This is a genomic window from Shewanella acanthi (assembly GCF_019457475.1).
Taxonomy (GTDB): domain Bacteria; phylum Pseudomonadota; class Gammaproteobacteria; order Enterobacterales; family Shewanellaceae; genus Shewanella; species Shewanella acanthi.
The window spans coordinates 1064131-1082846 of record NZ_CP080413.1 but is presented as its reverse complement, the minus strand read 5'-3'; the positions used below and the strand labels follow the sequence as shown (position 1 = coordinate 1082846).

The window sequence follows — 18716 nt, the reverse complement described above, 5'->3', positions numbered from 1 at the left end:
CTTACATACGGCTAAATCGCGGCCAAATTTCTACTCAAGCCGTCGTTAACCAAAGTCGAGTTTTAGTGTAGACTAGCCTGTTCGTCACACACTCAAAGCAAAGCATTGAAATCATGACTCAAGCGCTGTTTTATCTCTTGTCGCCAAATGGCGAAAACACCGCCTTAAGCGACATGCACCAACTAGCTTGCCGCTTAGCTGAGCAAGCGTTTAGTAAACAACAAATGGTTTATATTCACTGCCAAGACAAAAGCTTAGCTTTCGAGATTGATGAACTGCTATGGCAATTTGAACCCAGCGCGTTCGTGCCACATAACTTAAAGGGCGAAGGCCCGATGACTGGCTCACCCGTCGAAATCGGTTTCGATAGGCTTGGGCCCAATAAAAGTCGCCAACTTCTGATTAATCTTGCAGACCAAGTCCCCCCATTTGCGGTAAACTTTGGTCAAATCATCGATTTTGTTGCCAATGACGACCAGCACAAAGCGGTTGCCCGTGAACGCTATAGGCAGTATCGCGGTTTTGGGATCGAATTAACGACCCATAATTTAGCAACACATCCCCTTAATTTAGTTTGAGACAGACCGTTCCCATGGAAAAAACATACGATCCTCAGTCCATTGAACAAGCTCTATACCAGAATTGGGAAGAGCAAGGTTACTTTAAGCCCCACGGTGATGCCTCCCAAGGCAATTACTGCATCATGATCCCGCCACCAAACGTGACGGGTAGCCTGCATATGGGCCACGCCTTCCAAGATACCATCATGGATACCTTAATCCGTTACCAACGCATGAAGGGCAAAAACACCCTGTGGCAAGTCGGTACTGACCACGCGGGTATTGCGACCCAGATGCTGGTTGAGCGTAAACTCGAAGCCGAAGAAGGCAAAAGCCGCCACGACCTAGGCCGTGATGCCTTCATGGAAAAGGTATGGGACTGGAAAGCACAATCTGGCGGTACCATCACTAAACAGTTACGCCGCATGGGCGCATCGGTTGATTGGGATCGCGAGCGTTTCACCATGGACGAGGGCTTGTCTAAAGCCGTTCAAGAAGTCTTCGTTCGTTTATACGAAGATGATTTAATTTACCGTGGTAAGCGCCTCGTTAACTGGGATCCTAAACTGCACACCGCGATTTCTGATCTCGAAGTAGAAAACAAAGAAAAGCAAGGCCACATGTGGCACTTGCGTTATCCATTAGCCGATGGCGAGCTCACTGCAGACGGTAAAGATTACCTCGAAGTCGCCACCACGCGCCCAGAGACTATGCTCGGTGATAGCGCGGTAGCGGTTCACCCAGATGACGAGCGATACCAGGGACTTATCGGCAAATTCATTCTGTTACCTATTGTTAATCGTCGTATCCCTATCGTTGCCGATGATTACGTAGACATGGAGTTTGGTACAGGTTGTGTGAAAATCACCCCTGCCCACGACTTTAACGACTACGAAGTCGGTAAACGCCACAAGCTGCCGATGTTTAACGTGTTGACCTTAGATGCGGCAATCCGCGCATCCGCTGAAGTGGTTAACACCGACGGCTCCATCAACAACACCTTAGATGGCAGCCTGCCAGAGCGTTTCGCAGGTCTTGATCGTTTCAAAGCCCGTGACGCCATCGTGGCTGAGTTTGAAACTTTAGGTCTGCTCGAAAAAATCGCACCGCACGGCTTAAAAGTGCCCTACGGTGACCGCTCTGGCGTGGTTATCGAACCAATGCTGACCGACCAATGGTACGTTGCTGTTGCACCTATGGCGAAAACCGCCATCGAAGCCGTTGAGAATGGCGACATTAAGTTCGTGCCACAACAATACGAAAACATGTACTTCTCTTGGATGCGCGACATTCAAGACTGGTGTATCTCCCGTCAACTGTGGTGGGGTCACCGTATCCCTGCTTGGTACGATGCTAATGGTAAGGTCTATGTTGGCCGCACCGAAGCCGAAGTGCGTGCTAAGCACAATATCGATGCCTCTGTCGCCCTGCGCCAAGATGAAGACGTGCTGGATACTTGGTTCAGCTCAGCCCTTTGGACATTCTCAACTTTGGGCTGGCCAGACAATGTTGAAGATTTAAAAACCTTCCACCCAACCGATGTGTTAGTGACAGGTTTTGACATCATCTTCTTCTGGGTTGCCCGTATGATCATGATGACCATGCACTTCATCAAAGATGAAGACGGCAAGCCACAGGTACCATTCAAAACTGTTTATGTGACTGGTCTTATCCGTGATGAAGCGGGTAACAAGATGTCAAAATCTAAGGGCAACGTTCTTGACCCGTTGGATATGATTGACGGTATCGATCTTGAAGCCCTCGTTGAAAAACGTACCGGCAACATGATGCAGCCACAACTGGCCGCCAAGATTGAAAAGAGCACTCGTAAAGAGTTCGAAAATGGTATCGAAGCCCACGGTACAGACGCACTGCGCTTCACCCTAGCGGCAATGGCCTCAACGGGCCGCGATATCAACTGGGACATGAAGCGTTTAGACGGCTACCGCAGCTTCTGTAACAAGTTATGGAACGCATCACGTTACGTGCTGATGAACACCGAAGGTCAAGATTGTGGCCCGAATTCACCGGACTACCAAGGCGGTGAAATGGAGTTGTCACTGGCGGATCGCTGGATCATCGGTTTGTTCAACCAAACCGTGAAAACCTATGACGAGCACATGGCAAGCTACCGTTTCGACCTTGCGGCTAACACCTTGTACGAGTTCACTTGGAACCAGTTCTGCGATTGGTACTTAGAATTAACTAAGCCAGTACTTCAAAACGGCAGTGAAGCGCAAATGCGTGGCACACGCCACACGTTGGTCAATGTGTTAGAAGCCATGCAGCGTTTAATGCACCCAATGATGCCGTATATCACTGAAACGATTTGGCAGCGCGTTAAACCGCTCACGGGAGCTCAAGGCGACACTATTATGTTAGCGCCGTTCCCAAGCTATGATGCTGACAAAGTCGATGCCGCTGCGATGGCCGATCTTGAATGGGTTAAGCAAGTGATTGTGGCGGTACGTAACATTCGCGCCGAGCTTAACATTGCACCTTCTAAGCCATTAAACGCCCTTTTGCGTGGTGTAAGTGCTCAGGACAAAGCCCGTGTTGAAGCCAACCAAGCTTTCTTCACGACATTAGCACGCTTAGAAAGCATGACGATTCTTGGTGAAGGTGAAACCGCGCCTATGTCGACTACAGGCTTAATCGGTGAGATGGAGTTATTAATTCCTATGGCCGGTCTTGTAGACGTAGCCGCTGAAATGGCGCGTATCGACAAGCAGCTTGAAAAGCTGACGCAAGAAATCGCCCGTATCGAGGGTAAATTATCGAATGAAGGATTTGTGGCAAAAGCACCACCTGCCGTTATCGATAAAGAGCGCGCCAAAATGGCCGATCTGAGCCGCGATATGGACAAGCTGAAAGAGCAAAAAGCGGAATTCGCTAAACTCGAAGCTTAAGTGCTAGCGCTAGTTAAGATAGACGCTAACCATTAATAAAAAGGCTGTCTTTAGACAGCCTTTTTATTGCCATAAAATAAGTGAGTTAGCACTTTATCTGCTATCACGCGGTGACACCAATTAATCTTTCCTTAAATAGAACAGCAGCAATACTTACCGGCGGTAGTGAACATCTTAAAAAGCGCATATTCATATGATAATGCAATAATTTGTCATAGCACCATGCATCTCACCTTTAGCAAAAAAGTGCTGTAAATGCGTTAAATGATGCAGATTTAAAGTGACGAAATGCGCACAGTAAACATGGTAGATGTAACTTCAACGGGTTTTTAGCAAAATGTCGCTAATAAAAAAGCCCTGCAATTAATTGCAGGGCTTATCTATATCTATCTAATAGATGGTGCGCGTGGAAGGATTCGAACCTCCGACCGCCTGGTTCGTAGCCAGGTACTCTATCCAGCTGAGCTACACGCGCGAAAAGGGTTTGGTAGTTGCTAACTGACCTGTAGACTAGAGTCTAGAAGAAGCACTTAAGTCTCGCAAATTAAATCTATTCCAAGGGAATAGAATGGCGGAGAAGGAGGGATTCGAACCCTCGATGGGAGATAAAGCCCATACTCCCTTAGCAGGGGAGCGCCTTCGGCCACTCGGCCACCTCTCCGCAAAATCTGCATCTGTAAGCTTTTGCTTACTAAAATGGTGCGCGTGGAAGGATTCGAACCTCCGACCGCCTGGTTCGTAGCCAGGTACTCTATCCAGCTGAGCTACACGCGCAATTTTGCGTTTTGCAATTAACACTTTAGGTATTAATCGCTAATTTGGTGCGCGTGGAAGGATTCGAACCTCCGACCGCCTGGTTCGTAGCCAGGTACTCTATCCAGCTGAGCTACACGCGCATTTTAAAACAATGTTCCTAACGCCTAAGCATTAAGATTAAATATGGTGCGCGTGGAAGGATTCGAACCTCCGACCGCCTGGTTCGTAGCCAGGTACTCTATCCAGCTGAGCTACACGCGCTTAAATAAACTAGAAGCAACTTCTACAAAATTTCTTGATGAAATTCAAACCTGATGAGTTAACGATTAACTGATGCAGAGATGGTGCGCATGGAAGGAGTCGAACCTCCGACCGCCTGGTTCGTAGCCAGGTACTCTATCCAGCTGAGCTACATGCGCGACTTGTATCTTACATTGCTTCAATAAAAATGGTGCGCGTGGAAGGATTCGAACCTCCGACCGCCTGGTTCGTAGCCAGGTACTCTATCCAGCTGAGCTACACGCGCACATATTTTTATCAGTAAGAAATGGCGGAGAAGGAGGGATTCGAACCCTCGATGGGAGATAAAGCCCATACTCCCTTAGCAGGGGAGCGCCTTCGGCCACTCGGCCACCTCTCCGTTTTCTTGGCGCACATATTACTGTTTGACGAAAATAAGTCAAACCCTTTTTCCGAAACAACTTCCGTTTGAACTGTTTTTAATCACATTGATGTTATATCAAGCCAAAGAGTTGATTTGCGTCCATCTTTCGAGTGCAAAAAACAAAAAAGTCAGTTAAAAAACTGACTCTTCTATAGGATAATACTATCGCTAAACGCAGTATTAAAAGTTGCCACCTTCAGAGGGTGTGCCTGATTTTTCAGATTGAATGCGTTGGTAGATTTCTTCACGGTGGACAGAAACCTCTTTAGGTGCATTAACACCGATACGCACTTGATTTCCCTTTACCCCTAGCACTGTAACTGTGACTTCATCACCAATCATCAGTGTTTCGCCAACACGACGAGTCAAAATCAGCATTCGATAGCTCCTTTATTTCTTAATTCAGCTTACACACGGCACTCATCCGGTAGATGGGCTTATTATAAGGTCAGCTTAGTACAAATTAATAGTATTCAATAGCCAAACAGTTATTTAATCACAACTTATTTAACTCGAAAGCATGATGTAGCGCCCGAACGGCCTTGAGTAAGTCCTTTTCATCGATCACGGTTGACAATTTGCTCTCGGATGTCGACAGTAACTTAGCATGTATTGTTTCATTACCCAATACATCTAACATCTTAGTTAAGAATCCTAATTTTGTCTGTAAACCTTTGCCGACTAAAGAGAGTTTTGCCCGCTGACGCTCAACAAGTAAAGTGCCAAATGCAAGACTTTCGCTCAATACCTTAAGCTCTTGTAATAAAATATCAACCTTAGCTTCGGCTAACATAAAACTAACGCAATCATTTTCTGACACGCCATTAAGCTTCACAGGGCCGATAAATTCGACATCAATTTGCAGCTTTGAAAGGCACGCCAGCAGGGCTTGATAACCTTCGCAGCTGGTAAACATTCCTTCAATAGTCAGCCTTGCAAGCGCTTTATTAATTGCTATGCCCTGTACTAACGCTGATTCGAATTCACCATGACTGCACTCTGGACTGAACTGAATTAACGTTCCCTGCCCCGCCTCAAAGCTTGATAACACCCTTAACGGCACGTTAAAGCGCTGAGCATATTCCACCGAATCTGGATGCAATACCTTAGCACCGAGTTTTGCCATCTCAAGCATCACATCAAAATCAATAACATCCAAACGGCGCGCATTGCTGTCGATGTTAGGATCGGTAGTGAATACCCCTGGCACGTCGGTAAAAATCTGACATTCATCGGCATTAAGCGCCGCGGCCAATGCAACCGCAGTGGTATCTGAACCACCTCGACCTAAGGTCGTAATATCGCCATTAGGACAAACCCCCTGAAAACCTGCCACAATCGGAATAATCCCATCGGCCAGCAACGACTCAAGGTATGAAGTATCGACACTCTCGATGCTCGCACGGCCATATTGATTGTTGGTGTGGATTTGTACCTGATCGCCGGTTAAGGATTTGGCCTTAATGCCGCGGCGGTTAAGCGCCATCGCCATTAACGCAATACTGACCTGTTCGCCGGTTGATACCAGCATATCGAGTTCCCGCGCACTGGCGCGGGGATCGATTTGCTGTGCTAACGCAAACAGTCTGTTGGTCTCACCCGCCATAGCGGAGAGCACCAACACTTGTGATTCACCACTGTGGGCGGAGTTTGCAATCTGCTCGGCCACCACTTCGATGCGCTCAATTGAGCCCACCGAAGTGCCACCGAACTTTTTCACAAAAAGCTTGCTACCACTAAGCTTTCGTTTTTCGCGCACAGCAACCTCTTAAGCTAAACGCTCAGTGATCCAAGGTAATACTTGAGCTAAAGCTGCATCCAGATTTTCTGGTTGGCTACCGCCAGCTTGCGCCATATCAGGGCGACCGCCGCCTTTTCCGCCAACTTGAGCGGCAACCATAGCAACTAATTCACCCGCTTTAACCTTGCCAACTAAGTCATTGCTCACGCCAGCGATTAGGTTTACTTTACCTTCCTGGGCAACACCTAACAGGATAACCGCAGATTTAAGCTTTTGTTTCAACTCGTCTTGCAGACCACGCAGTGCGCCTGCCTCAACGCCTTCAAGCTTCTTAATCAGTATGTTAACACCGTTAACTGATACCGCATCACCCGCTAAATCCGCACTTGCAGCCGCAGCTAACTTATCTTTAAGTTGCTGCATGTCTTTTTCAAGTTGCTTCATTTTATCGAGCTGCGCTTTAAGTTTTGCCACAACCGAATGCGTGTCGCCCTTAAGCAGCGCAGCCGCTTCTTCAAGCTCAGCCTGTTGCTGGGCAACATAGGCCATAGCAGCCGCACCGGTAACCGCTTCAATACGACGAACACCAGCCGCGATACCGCCTTCAGAGGTGATCTTAAACAGTCCAATATCACCAGTGCGGCCCACGTGGGTACCACCACAAAGCTCGATAGAGAAATCGCCCATGGTCACAACGCGAACCTCGGCATCATATTTCTCACCAAAGAGCGCCATTGCGCCCTTCGCTTTAGCTTCATCGATAGCCATTTCAGCCACTTTGAGCTCATGGTTACGGCGAATTTGCGTGTTAACCAGCTCTTCAACTTGTTTAAGTTCAGATGCTTTTACCGCTTCAAAATGTGAGAAGTCAAAACGTAAACGCTCTGGGTCAACTAACGAGCCCTTTTGGGTAACATGTGTTCCCAGCACCTGACGCAGCGCCGCGTGCAATAAGTGAGTCACAGAGTGGTTTAACTGAGTACGGTGACGCAGTTTTTTGTCCACTTTGGCTTCAATGGCTTGACCAACACTAATAGTGCCAGTCGCTAATGTGCCCTTATGGCCTGAGGCTTGACCGAATTTTTGCGTGTCGTTTACTACAAATTCAACACCGTCAGCGGCCAGAACACCTTTATCGCCAACTTGACCACCTGATTCTGCGTAGAATGGTGTTACATCTAATACAACAACTGCTTCAGTACCGGCATTGATTGAATTAACTGACTCACCGTTAACATACAGTGCAGTCACTTTGCCTTCGCCAGCTAACTCTGTGTAACCGCAGAAAGCTGTTTCAGCATCAATCTTAAGTGCGGCGTTATAGTCTGCACCGAAGTTACCAGCAGCTTGTGCACGGCTACGCTGCTCAGCCATTGCCGCTTCAAAACCTGCTTCGTCAACGATGATATTACGCTCACGACAAACGTCAGCGGTTAAGTCCACAGGGAAGCCGTAGGTGTCGTACAGTTTAAATACGGTTTCACCGTCTAAGGTGTCGCCTTTCAATTCATTTAACGCGCCATCGAGAATGCCAAGACCACGCTCAAGCGTACGCGCAAATTGCTCTTCTTCTGCTTTAAGCGCTTTTTCAACAATCACTTGCGTATCGGCTAAACCTTTAGCCGCATCACCCATCACTTCAATTAGAGTTGGCACTAGCTTGTAGAAGAAGGCTTCAGTTGCACCTAGCTTGTTACCGTGACGTACAGCGCGGCGGATAATACGGCGCAACACATAACCACGACCTTCGTTAGATGGCATAACTCCGTCAGCGACTAAGAAAGCGCATGAACGGATATGGTCGGCAATTACGCGCAGTGACTTGTTCGTTAAGTCGGTCGTACCGATGATTTCAGCGGCTTTTGCAATGAGTGCGCGGAAAATATCGATTTCATAGTTTGAGTGAACGCCCTGCATAATTGCCGCGATACGCTCAATCCCCATACCTGTATCCACTGAAGGTTTTGGCAATGGTTGCATTTCGCCTGAAGCTTGGCGGTTGTACTGCATGAATACGATGTTCCAGATTTCGATGAAACGATCACCATCTTCTTCTGGGCTGCCAGGACGCCCCCCCCAAATGTGGTCGCCGTGATCGTAGAAAATCTCGGTACATGGGCCGCAAGGACCGGTATCACCCATTTGCCAGAAGTTATCTGACGCATAAGGAGCGCCCTTGTTGTCGCCGATTCGGATGATATTTTCAGCCGCAACGCCAATCTTTTTATTCCAGATTTCAAAGGCTTCATCGTCTGTATGATAGACAGTGACACACAAACGTTCTTTGGGCAGCTTTAGGGTTTCAGTCAAGAAAGTCCAACCGTAACGAATCGCATCTTCTTTGAAATAATCACCAAAGCTGAAGTTACCCAACATTTCGAAGAAGGTGTGGTGACGGGCTGTGTAACCCACGTTGTCTAGGTCGTTATGCTTACCACCAGCACGCACACAGCGCTGCGCTGTCGCCGCACGGGTATAGCTTCGCTTATCCATGCCTAGAAACACGTCCTTGAACTGGTTCATACCGGCGTTGGTAAATAAAAGCGTTGGATCGTTGCCCGGTACCAGTGAACTACTGTCCACAACTTGGTGACCTTGGCTGCGGAAATATTCGAGGAAAGCACTTCTAAGTGCTGCTGTCGTTTGATACATGAAATCGTCCTGAATTGGATAAGCATGATCAGCTACGCTAAAAGTAGCCGTAATTTTATTGCCAGCATTATAAGCAGACTGAAGAAAGACAACCAGCCTTGATTAGAGATATCGCTATTCAGAAACTGATATTTTCGACGAGTTTGCCACTCATGTAGCAGATGAGGGACAGCTAAGGTGCGAAGGCACTTAAAGAAGTCGACGATAACTTAATGGGATTGCAGCTAAAAGATAGAATTGGTTGAACAAAATAAACAGTTAAACCTTGGAGCCTCTTTGCGCTACTCGTCAAAATCATCCGTAGGGTCGTAATCAAGGGCGTAGCTTACCTGATCATAGCTAAAGCCTTGGCTTAACATAAAGCGGACACGCTTCGCCTTTTCCTTAGCTAGCGTCTCCCTAGCGCTATCGCCTTTCACCTGAGTAACCTTTGGCGTACCGTATTTTTTAACCGCTTTGTCTTTAGCCAGTTGAAACCAATCACATTCAGCGTTATTAATTGCCGTTTCGATGCAATCTTTACTTAATCCTTTTGGCGCAATAGCTTGGCGAATACGAATAGGGCCATGGCCCTTAGCAATATGACTGCGAACGAGGAGCTCTGCGTAGCGTTTATCGTTAATAAAACCTGCGGCCTCACAATCATTGAGTACAGGGTCTATATCAGATAATTGAAAACCCTTATCGAGCAATTTAGTGCGGATTTCGAGGCGGGAATAGTCGCGGCGCGCTAATAGCGCGACCGCGATTTGACGGGCTGATTGACTCAGAATACTTCACCGGTTTCGAAGTCAACGTTACCTTCATTGCCTTCGCTGCTATCGTCATCGCTAGATGAAGACAGGGCACCTGGATTGCTCAGCAGCAGCTCACGTAATGTCTTGTCAATTTCAGCAGCAACGGCTGGGTTTTCAATCAAGTACTTACCGGCGTTTGCACGGCCTTGACCGATTTTATCACCGTTGTAGCTATACCATGCGCCAGCTTTTTCAATCAGTTTGTGAGCCACACCTAAATCCACTAACTCACCAGTACGGTTGATACCTTGACCGTATAGAATTTGGAATTCAGCTTGTTTAAATGGCGCAGCAACTTTGTTCTTAACTACTTTAACGCGAGTTTCGTTACCTACAACCTCATCGCCTTCTTTGATAGAGCCAGTACGACGGATATCTAAACGTACCGAGGCGTAGAATTTCAGTGCGTTACCACCGGTTGTGGTTTCTGGGTTACCAAACATTACACCAATCTTCATACGGATTTGGTTGATGAAGATAAGCAGAGTGTTTGATTGCTTTAAGTTACCCGCTAACTTACGCATCGCTTGGCTCATCATACGAGCGGCTAAGCCCATGTGAGAGTCACCAATTTCACCTTCAATTTCCGCCTTTGGCGTTAACGCGGCTACCGAGTCGACGATGATCACATCAACGGCGCCAGAGCGAGTTAAGGCATCACAAATCTCAAGTGCTTGCTCACCGGTATCTGGTTGTGAACACAGTAAGTTATCGATATCTACGCCTAACTTTTTAGCATAAATTGGATCTAATGCGTGCTCTGCGTCGATAAACGCACAGGTCTTACCTTCGCGCTGAGCCGCAGCAATCACTTCTAATGTCAGAGTCGTTTTACCCGAAGATTCAGGACCATAGATCTCAACGATACGACCCATTGGTAAACCACCGGCACCCAGCGCTACGTCTAACGAGAGCGAACCTGTAGAAATAGTCTCAACATCCATAGAGCGATCTTCGCCCAGCTTCATGATGGAGCCTTTACCAAATTGCTTTTCAATTTGGCTCAATACCGCAGCAAGTGCTTTCTCTTTGTTTGGATCGACCTTCATTCCTGTTCCCTCATCCAGACAGTCTCTGTACTGTCAAAAGTGATATTCAAAGTTAAAATTGGGCAATTCAAAAAGCCAAGCTTTCTGTCTTAATCTGATGACTAGTATACTGTACAATCATACAGTATCAATACCTGTGGATGATTTATTTTTTTGCTCCTTGATTTTCCTTTCCAGCACATACCGTTAGGCACTTTTGCGCCAATATATTCTGCTAAAAGCAGAAATTCCCAGCTTTGATGCTCAAATTAAGCTGAATTATTGCTAAGATTGGCGCGGTTAATTTTAGACAGTACAGCCAAAATTTGACCACCACTGTACAACCGCATTCTGCCCTTGGGCTGGCACAACGGACGATATCGATTTAATGAATGTAATTGACACCAATGATTTAGAAAAACACACCCCTATGATGCGTCAATATTTGACGATGAAGGCAGAGCACCACGATATGCTGCTGTTTTATCGTATGGGCGATTTCTATGAACTCTTTTATGACGATGCTAAGCGAGCTTCAGAAATGCTGGGGATTTCGCTTACTGCTCGAGGTAAGAGTGGTGGCGATCCCATTCCCATGGCGGGCATCCCTTACCATGCGGTTGAAGGTTATTTAGCAAAGCTGGTTCAAATTGGTCAATCTGTTGCGATTTGTGAGCAAATTGGTGACCCCGCCACTTCAAAAGGGCCAGTTGAGCGCAAGGTCGTGCGCATTGTTACGCCCGGTACCTTAACCGACGAAGCCCTTTTACAAGAACGCCAAGACAACCTGTTAGCAGCGGTTTATCAGGGTAAAGTTGGCTTTGGTTACGCGACACTCGATGTGTCATCGGGCCGCTTTGTGATTGCTGAATTAGAAACCAAAGAATCCCTTGAGGCTGAGCTGCAACGCACCAATCCAGTCGAAGTGCTCTACAGTGAAGATTTTGGTGCCTTAGAATTACTGCAACAGTTTAAGGGTAAGCGCCGTCGTCCTGAGTGGGAATTTGACTATGACACCAGCATCAAACTGCTACTTGCGCAATTTGGTACAAAGGATTTACATGGCTTTGGCATCACAGATGCGCGACTCTCATTGCAAGCCGCAGGCTGCTTAATGCAGTACGTAAAAGATACCCAACGTACCGCCCTGCCCCATATCAATGCCATTACCCGTTTTAATCAAACCGATACGATTGTGCTCGATGCCGCCACGCGCCGAAATCTCGAGTTGACCCAAAACTTAAGCGGCGGCCGTGAAAATACCTTAGCAGCAGTGCTCGATAACACAGCAACGGCCATGGGGAGTCGTATGCTGCAGCGCTGGATCCACCAGCCGCTTCGGGATCACACGCAAATCATTGCCCGCCAAAGTGCTGTCAATGAGCTACTCGAAACCGCGATTCATGAAACATTATATGATCAATTAAAGGCCATTGGTGATATCGAACGAATCATGGCAAGGCTTGCCCTGCGCACCGCTCGTCCACGGGACTTTGCGCGTTTACGTCAGGCTTTATCCCTATTACCCGAGCTGCAACAGACCTTAAATCAGTTACAGGCTCCACACACCCAAAAACTTGGCCAGCTGCTGGGTGAATTTCCCGCAGAGCAGGAACTGCTGGAGCGCGCAATTGTCGATAATCCGCCGATGCTCATTCGCGATGGCGGCGTAATCCGTGAGGGTTATAACAGTGAGTTAGATGAATGGCGTGGGCTAAGTGAAGGCGCGAGTGACTATCTAGTACAACTCGAAGCGCGGGAAAAAGAACGTACAGGTATAGCGACACTTAAGGTCGGTTATAACCGCGTGCACGGCTACTACATCGAAGTGAGCCGCTTACAATCTCAGCAAGTGCCGCTTAATTATCAGCGCCGCCAAACCCTTAAGAATATGGAGCGCTATATCACGCCAGAGCTAAAAGAGTACGAAGAAAAAGTGCTTTCAAGCCAAGGCAAGGCGCTGGCATTAGAAAAACAACTGTGGGATGAACTATTCGATCTTATCCTGCCCAAACTTCATGAACTGCAAGATTTTGCAAGAGCCGCGGCTGAGCTTGATGTCCTCAGCAATTTTGCCGAGCGCGCTGAAACCTTAGGTTACAACTGTCCTGAACTCAGCACAGACATTGGCGTAAAGATTGAAGCCGGTCGTCACCCAGTAGTAGAGCGTGTCAGCCAAACGCCGTTTATCGCAAACCCTGTGACACTCCACAATCAGCGCCGTATGCTGATAGTGACCGGTCCCAACATGGGCGGTAAATCGACCTATATGCGTCAAGTGGCACTGATTACCCTGATGGCACACATCGGCTGTTTTGTACCAGCAGACCGCGCCGTTATTGGCCCAATTGACAGGATCTTTACTCGTATTGGCGCATCAGACGATTTAGCCTCTGGCCGCTCAACCTTTATGGTGGAAATGACCGAGACAGCCAACATTCTGCACAATGCCACGGCGCAAAGTTTGGTGCTGATGGATGAGATTGGCCGCGGCACCTCAACCTATGATGGACTTTCTTTAGCCTGGTCTGCGGCGGAATACCTCGCTGCACAGGTTGGTGCGATGACGTTATTTGCTACCCATTATTTTGAGCTAACTCAACTGCCTGAAATGATGGCAGGCGTATATAACGTGCATTTAGATGCGATAGAACATGAAGACACCATTGCCTTTATGCATGCAGTGCAAGAAGGTGCTGCGAGTAAGAGTTATGGCTTACAGGTTGCAGCCCTAGCTGGCGTTCCTGCAAAAGTGATTAAGGCGGCAAAACATAAGCTACATCAACTTGAGAGTCGCGATCATCAACTGGAAGGCTCGAGCACTAAGACGCCAATCCAAACACTACTAGCACTGCCAGAACCTTTAGCACACCCAGCAATTGCCAAACTGGAGTCTATCAATCCTGATAACCTCACCCCGAGACAAGCGCTCGATTTACTCTATGAATTAAAACGCTTAAGTTAACCTAAAGTTTCAATAAACCTTATCGTTAGCGCAATAAAAAACGCCCACTTAGGGCGTTTTTATTGAAGATTAAACTACGATAACTGATGCTTAACTTACAAATTTAAGCTCATTTAAAGAACTCATTTCGATCACTAATTTCTGAAAAGTGCTTCGACTGAAAGTCCCTGTGCACCAAGTAAATCGCGTAGGCGTTTTAAAGCCTCAACTTGAATTTGGCGAACCCGTTCGCGGGTTAAACCAATTTCGGCTCCTACATCCTCAAGGGTTGAAGGTTCATAACCGAGTAATCCAAAACGGCGGGCTAATACTTCGCGTTGCTTGGTATTGAGCTCATTTAACCATTTAACGACTGAGTTAGAGATATCTTCGTCCTGCACTTTATAGTCTGGCCCAACATTATCATCGTCGGCCAACACATCTAAAAGGGCTTTATCGTTATCTCCACCTAAGGGGATATCAACGGAGGTAATTTTTTCATTGAGTTTTAACATACGGCTAACATCAACACTGGAAACCTGCAGTTTTTCAGCAATTTCTTCAGCAGTGGGTTCATGATCGAGTTTTTGCGCTAATTCCCGAGCCGTACGTAAATACACATTCAATTCTTTCACAACATGGATGGGCAAACGAATCGTGCGGGTTTGGTTCATAATGGCACGTTCAATGGTTTGTCTGATCCACCAAGTGGCGTAGGTAGAAAAACGGAAGCCTCTTTCGGGGTCAAATTTTTCAACCGCACGGATCAAACCTAAATTGCCTTCTTCAATTAAGTCTAACAATGCTAGACCGCGGTTGTTATAACGACGGGCAATTTTCACCACAAGTCGAAGGTTACTTTCGATCATGCGGTTACGGGATTTTTCACAGCCTTTTAAGGCTTTACGAGAAAAGTAGACTTCTTCTTCTGCGCTCAGCAGAGGGGAAAACCCTATTTCACCTAAATAGAGTTGGGTGGCATCAAGATTTTTTTGCAGGTCGTCTTGAACCTGTTGTTCTAGTCCCATTTCTTGAACTAAATCAGCATTAATATCCTCTTTTTCGAGATTAAAATCAGCGTTATCTACTGAAAAATCGACTAAATCTTCTGCGGCAGTACTTGTTATACGACTCATAATCAAATCTCCCAAACGATTAAACTTCTAAACTACTGCAATTTAATTTCCTCCATGCCAAATTGGCCCTAAACGATTATTGTTTAGGTAAATAATCAAGTGGGTTAACAGACTGACCGTGGTAGCGGATTTCAAACCGCAACATGACCTGATTAGTACCTGTACTGCCCATTTTGGCAACGGGCTGACCAGCGGCAACCTGTTGCTTTTCTTCGACCAAGATCTGATCTGCGTGAGCATAGGCACTAAGGTAATCGTCACTGTGTTTAATAATGACTAAATTACCATACCCCCTAAGCGCACTTCCTGCGTATACCACCCGCCCATCAGCAGCAGCTTTGATGATATCTCCGCGATTTCCAGCGATCTTAATACCTTTATTTCCCTGCTCATTAGCAGAATATGTCCCAATCAATTTACCTCTTACTGGCCATTGCCACATCGCGACACTGTCTGGCAGTGTTGACGTTGGAACGATGATCGAAGGGGTTACATTTTGTTGAGAGCTTGTTGCAGAATACGCAGGCTTGAGTTTGGGATCAAGTGTTTTTTTCTGCTGCTCAGAGGTAGCTAAACTAGTGGATAAATCGCTATTATCCGATTGTTTTTCAATAGTATTGCTGCGTTCTCCAGCTTTATTGGCAGAATTAAATCCACCTAAAGTTGTAGATTTGGGTTGAGAAGATTTTGATCCATGTGAAAGGTATAAAATCTGACCAGGATAAATAGTAAACGATTTATCTAGTTGATTAATTTTGGCAATTTCAGCGTAATCTTTACCCGCTGCCCAAGAGATAGAATAAAGTGTGTCACCTTTTTTTACGGTGTAAGTATTAGCCGTAAAATGGCCTTTGTTCTGCTTAGAATATTGATGGGAAAGGGATTCGACAGGTGCAGGTTTGCTCGCCTGAAAGCTACAGCCCGCAAGCAAAAAGAATAAACTAAGGTTTATGAGTAAACCTAGGTTCAAAACAACAAACTCCTTTTATTGGGTAACTCAGGCTTACCAAATACGAAAAGAACCCCTACTAGGCCAATTCACCATTAACGAGTGGGACAAACTTTACGGTCTCAATCATTTCAGAGCCGAATCTGTCTGCGTGGCGAGTGATACGTATCAATTGCTGCGTTTCTTCACCCACCGGAATAATCAATACCCCACCAAAGTCTAATTGGGATAACAACGCCTCAGGCACCTTAGCCGCAGCCGCCGTCACCATGATGGCATCAAATGGCCCCCGATTTGGCCACCCCTGCCAACCATCACCATATTTGAATGACACATTATGTAAATCCAAACGTTTTAGCCGCTGGCGAGCCTGTATTTGCAGTGCTTTAATGCGCTCTACTGTGCATAATTCTGGCACTAATTGCGCCAAAATCGCCGCCTGATAACCCGACCCAGTCCCCACCTCAAGCACCCTTTTAGGTTGATGCTGGAGTAACAATTCCGTCATACGAGCAACAATATAGGGTTGGGAAATAGTTTGCCCCTGCCCTATTGGTAGCGCAGTATTCTCATACGCCTTGTGGGCTAAGGCATTATCTAAAAACATTTCACGGGGGGTAACTGAGATGGCCTTAAGAACGGCTTGATTGCGGATCCCCGCATCATAAAGCTTTTTAGCTAAATTAACCGCCGATGTTAAAGCAACTCGAGTCATATTTTATCTACCCAATTTTGCAAATCCGATAGCTGTTTATAAGCCGTTAAATCAACTGTTAACGGTGTTATCGACACATAACTATTGGCCACCGCATAAAAGTCAGTACCTTCTGACGCATCCTGCTCCGCCCCCGGTGGGCCTAACCAAAATATCTCACGGCCAGCCGGATCTTGCGTTCGTACAATGCCTTCGGCCTTATGGCGGGCACCGAGGCGCGTCACTTTAATCCCTTTAATTTGCTCAAGTGGCAAATCGGGCACATTAATATTGAGGATCTGATCGCTAGCAATCGGATGGGCAAGTAAACCTTGTACGATTCGGCGTGCGTATACAGCAGCGCTGTCGTAGTGCTTAAGCTCCTTGCCATTAAGCGAAATCGCCACCGCAGGAAAACCCAAAAAGCGTCCTTCCATTGCGGCCGCAACCGTGCCCGAATACAAGGTATCGTCCCCCATATTCGCCCCAGCATTAATCCCCGACACCACCATATCCGGCTCACCATCACACAATTCGCGAACCGCTAAATGAACACAATCGGTAGGTGTGCCATTCACTGCAATATAGCCATTTTCTAACCTATTAATTCTTAATGGGTTAGTCAAGGTTAAAGAATTACTGGCCCCAGAACAATTTCGATCCGGGGCAACGGTAACCACACTGGCAATTTCGCTTAAAGCTTCGGTTAGCGCCTTTATGCCAGGTGCGGTAACACCATCATCGTTACTGACAAGAATGCGGATCATGACTGAGCCTCATCCTGAGGCTCCTGGATATTCTGTGTTTCCTGGGCATTTTGCTTTTCAAGCCATCTAAGCTCAGTCACATCCTGATAGTTCACTAATTCACGCAGCAAAGATGTCGCAAAGCTGCCCGCAGGGAGAATAAAATCGAGTACTAAACCATCTTCAGTTTTTTCGTACTTAAGCCCTTGAGGTTCGAGGAGTAATGGACGACGTTCCTGATCAAGCCCCGCATGCTCTAGGCCGTAGCAGTCTTCGGTAAGCTCGGCCATCGCCTTGGTTTCGACTTCTGCCGCCTCACCTTCTGGTAAGGCTTTACCACGCCCCCAGAGCGGCGCTGATAATTGGATGTCTTTTTCAATCAAACGCTTTAATACCACCAAATCCCACTCTGGTGTCACAAAAAAGCTCTTACTGCCAGCAAGCATCACGCAATCACCCGCTAGCGGCTTAGTGCCATGATTCGCCAAACGGTAGGACACGACTGTGTTGAACAGATTAGAGCGAACGGCAGACAGGTACATGCTGCGCTTATTGCGATCTTTTACCTTCTTACCCGCCAGCATTTGGCGTCCCATTACCAGGTTTTTACCATCATGGCCAAAACGCTGTTCACCAAAATAATTCGGCACTCCCACTTGGCTGACTTTTTCGATTCGATTGATGATATCGTCCATATCGCTGACATTTCGTAGCGTCAGAATAAAACGGTTACCAAGGAGTGCCCCCGTACGTAGCTTTTTGCTGTGGCGGCTACTGGAGAGTATGGTTAAGCGCTCGCTGTTCAACTCCGCCCATGCAGGGGTTTCTTTACCCGGAATGCGAATACCAAACCACTGCTCAGTAACGGCATTTTTATCCTTTTGCCCCGCAAAGGTCACTTCCTTAGGATGCACCTTGGCAAATTTTGCCAGCATCTCCGCCACTTGAACTGTGTTAAGTCCATCTTTACGGATATGCACTAAATGGTGCTCACCTTCGCCAGTTGGGCTAAAGGGCAAAATTTCCTTCACGATAAAATCGCTATTGAAGGTTCTTAAGTCCGCAGTGCCCGCAGGTTTGCCATATAGGTAATGTAATTCGCTCATGGAATAATGAATCTCTTTGGTTAAACACTTGGGG

The 18716-nt window shown here is 46.9% G+C and carries 13 protein-coding genes and 8 tRNA genes; 3 read left to right on the top strand and 18 right to left on the bottom strand.

All coding sequences use genetic code 11. The annotated features are described in order from the left end of the window. Positions 1-113 precede the first annotated feature (113 nt). Complete coding sequence (locus K0H61_RS04815; protein WP_220051610.1) at positions 114-578, top strand: DNA polymerase III subunit chi; 465 nt, start codon at positions 114-116, stop codon at positions 576-578. 14 nt (positions 579-592) lie between these two features. Continuing rightward, the gene (locus K0H61_RS04810) at positions 593-3469 is read left to right on the top strand and encodes a valine--tRNA ligase (RefSeq protein WP_220051609.1); all 2877 of its coding nucleotides are present in this window, start codon (positions 593-595) and stop codon (positions 3467-3469) included. Positions 3470-3867: 398 nt separating this feature from the next. Here K0H61_RS04810 and K0H61_RS04805 read toward each other — a convergent pair. From K0H61_RS04805 to recA, 13 genes are all read right to left on the bottom strand, one after another. Next, positions 3868-3944, bottom strand: a tRNA-Arg gene (locus K0H61_RS04805). A gap of 94 nt (positions 3945-4038) precedes the next feature. Beyond that, a tRNA-Ser gene (locus K0H61_RS04800) sits at positions 4039-4130 on the bottom strand. A 36-nt stretch (positions 4131-4166) separates the two neighbouring features. Next, positions 4167-4243 (bottom strand) — tRNA-Arg (locus K0H61_RS04795). A gap of 45 nt (positions 4244-4288) precedes the next feature. Then, positions 4289-4365: transfer RNA gene (locus K0H61_RS04790), tRNA-Arg, on the bottom strand. Positions 4366-4409: 44 nt separating this feature from the next. Next, positions 4410-4486, bottom strand: a tRNA-Arg gene (locus K0H61_RS04785). Between the two features lie 81 nt (positions 4487-4567). Continuing rightward, positions 4568-4644 (bottom strand) — tRNA-Arg (locus K0H61_RS04780). Between the two features lie 30 nt (positions 4645-4674). After that, positions 4675-4751 (bottom strand) — tRNA-Arg (locus K0H61_RS04775). Positions 4752-4773: 22 nt separating this feature from the next. Beyond that, a tRNA-Ser gene (locus K0H61_RS04770) sits at positions 4774-4865 on the bottom strand. Between the two features lie 204 nt (positions 4866-5069). Next, a complete protein-coding gene (gene csrA, locus K0H61_RS04765) occupies positions 5070-5267 on the bottom strand; it encodes a carbon storage regulator CsrA (RefSeq protein WP_006082602.1) in 198 nt (65 codons plus the stop codon). A 118-nt stretch (positions 5268-5385) separates the two neighbouring features. Then, positions 5386-6648 (bottom strand): aspartate kinase, encoded by a 1263-nt coding sequence (locus tag K0H61_RS04760; protein ID WP_220051608.1) that lies wholly within the window; start codon positions 6646-6648, stop codon positions 5386-5388. 9 nt (positions 6649-6657) lie between these two features. Beyond that, positions 6658-9282 carry an alanine--tRNA ligase gene (gene alaS, locus K0H61_RS04755; RefSeq protein WP_220051607.1) on the bottom strand — a complete coding sequence of 875 codons (2625 nt, stop codon included), beginning with the start codon at positions 9280-9282 and terminating at the stop codon, positions 6658-6660. Positions 9283-9563: 281 nt separating this feature from the next. Then, positions 9564-10031 (bottom strand): regulatory protein RecX, encoded by a 468-nt coding sequence (locus tag K0H61_RS04750; protein ID WP_434086612.1) that lies wholly within the window; start codon positions 10029-10031, stop codon positions 9564-9566. A 17-nt stretch (positions 10032-10048) separates the two neighbouring features. After that, positions 10049-11128, bottom strand: coding sequence for a recombinase RecA (recA, locus tag K0H61_RS04745; protein ID WP_220051605.1), 1080 nt, complete (start codon positions 11126-11128; stop codon positions 10049-10051). Between the two features lie 367 nt (positions 11129-11495). Here recA and mutS point away from each other — a divergent pair, with 367 nt between their 5' ends. Continuing rightward, entirely contained in the window at positions 11496-14072 is a 2577-nt protein-coding gene (gene mutS / locus K0H61_RS04740) for a DNA mismatch repair protein MutS (protein WP_220051604.1), read from the top strand. Between the two features lie 134 nt (positions 14073-14206). Here mutS and rpoS read toward each other — a convergent pair whose 3' ends face one another. The 5 genes from rpoS to truD form a co-directional block, all read right to left on the bottom strand. Continuing rightward, positions 14207-15187, bottom strand: a complete 981-nt coding sequence (gene rpoS, locus K0H61_RS04735) for an RNA polymerase sigma factor RpoS (protein ID WP_220051603.1) — start codon at positions 15185-15187, stop codon at positions 14207-14209. Between the two features lie 76 nt (positions 15188-15263). Then, positions 15264-16157 (bottom strand): peptidoglycan DD-metalloendopeptidase family protein, encoded by an 894-nt coding sequence (locus tag K0H61_RS04730; RefSeq protein WP_220051602.1) that lies wholly within the window; start codon positions 16155-16157, stop codon positions 15264-15266. 58 nt (positions 16158-16215) lie between these two features. After that, complete coding sequence (locus tag K0H61_RS04725; RefSeq protein WP_220051601.1) at positions 16216-16851, bottom strand: protein-L-isoaspartate(D-aspartate) O-methyltransferase; 636 nt, start codon at positions 16849-16851, stop codon at positions 16216-16218. Continuing rightward, a complete protein-coding gene (gene surE, locus K0H61_RS04720) occupies positions 16848-17597 on the bottom strand; it encodes a 5'/3'-nucleotidase SurE (protein WP_220051600.1) in 750 nt (249 codons plus the stop codon). Before surE ends, K0H61_RS04725 begins: the two co-directional genes overlap by 4 nt. Next, complete coding sequence (truD, locus tag K0H61_RS04715; protein ID WP_220051599.1) at positions 17594-18682, bottom strand: tRNA pseudouridine(13) synthase TruD; 1089 nt, start codon at positions 18680-18682, stop codon at positions 17594-17596. The genes surE and truD overlap by 4 nt, the downstream gene beginning before the upstream one ends. Positions 18683-18716 lie beyond the last annotated feature (34 nt).

Coding starts and splice junctions, on each gene's coding strand:
- alaS (WP_220051607.1), bottom strand. CDS start 9,282: ATGTATCAAACGACAGCAGCACTTAGAAGTGCTTTCCTCGAATATTTC.
- truD (WP_220051599.1), bottom strand. CDS start 18,682: ATGAGCGAATTACATTACCTATATGGCAAACCTGCGGGCACTGCGGAC.
- K0H61_RS04725 (WP_220051601.1), bottom strand. CDS start 16,851: ATGACTCGAGTTGCTTTAACATCGGCGGTTAATTTAGCTAAAAAGCTT.
- mutS (WP_220051604.1), top strand. CDS start 11,496: ATGAATGTAATTGACACCAATGATTTAGAAAAACACACCCCTATGATG.
- surE (WP_220051600.1), bottom strand. CDS start 17,597: ATGATCCGCATTCTTGTCAGTAACGATGATGGTGTTACCGCACCTGGC.
- recA (WP_220051605.1), bottom strand. CDS start 11,128: ATGAAGGTCGATCCAAACAAAGAGAAAGCACTTGCTGCGGTATTGAGC.
- K0H61_RS04810 (WP_220051609.1), top strand. CDS start 593: ATGGAAAAAACATACGATCCTCAGTCCATTGAACAAGCTCTATACCAG.
- K0H61_RS04815 (WP_220051610.1), top strand. CDS start 114: ATGACTCAAGCGCTGTTTTATCTCTTGTCGCCAAATGGCGAAAACACC.
- csrA (WP_006082602.1), bottom strand. CDS start 5,267: ATGCTGATTTTGACTCGTCGTGTTGGCGAAACACTGATGATTGGTGAT.
- rpoS (WP_220051603.1), bottom strand. CDS start 15,187: ATGAGTCGTATAACAAGTACTGCCGCAGAAGATTTAGTCGATTTTTCA.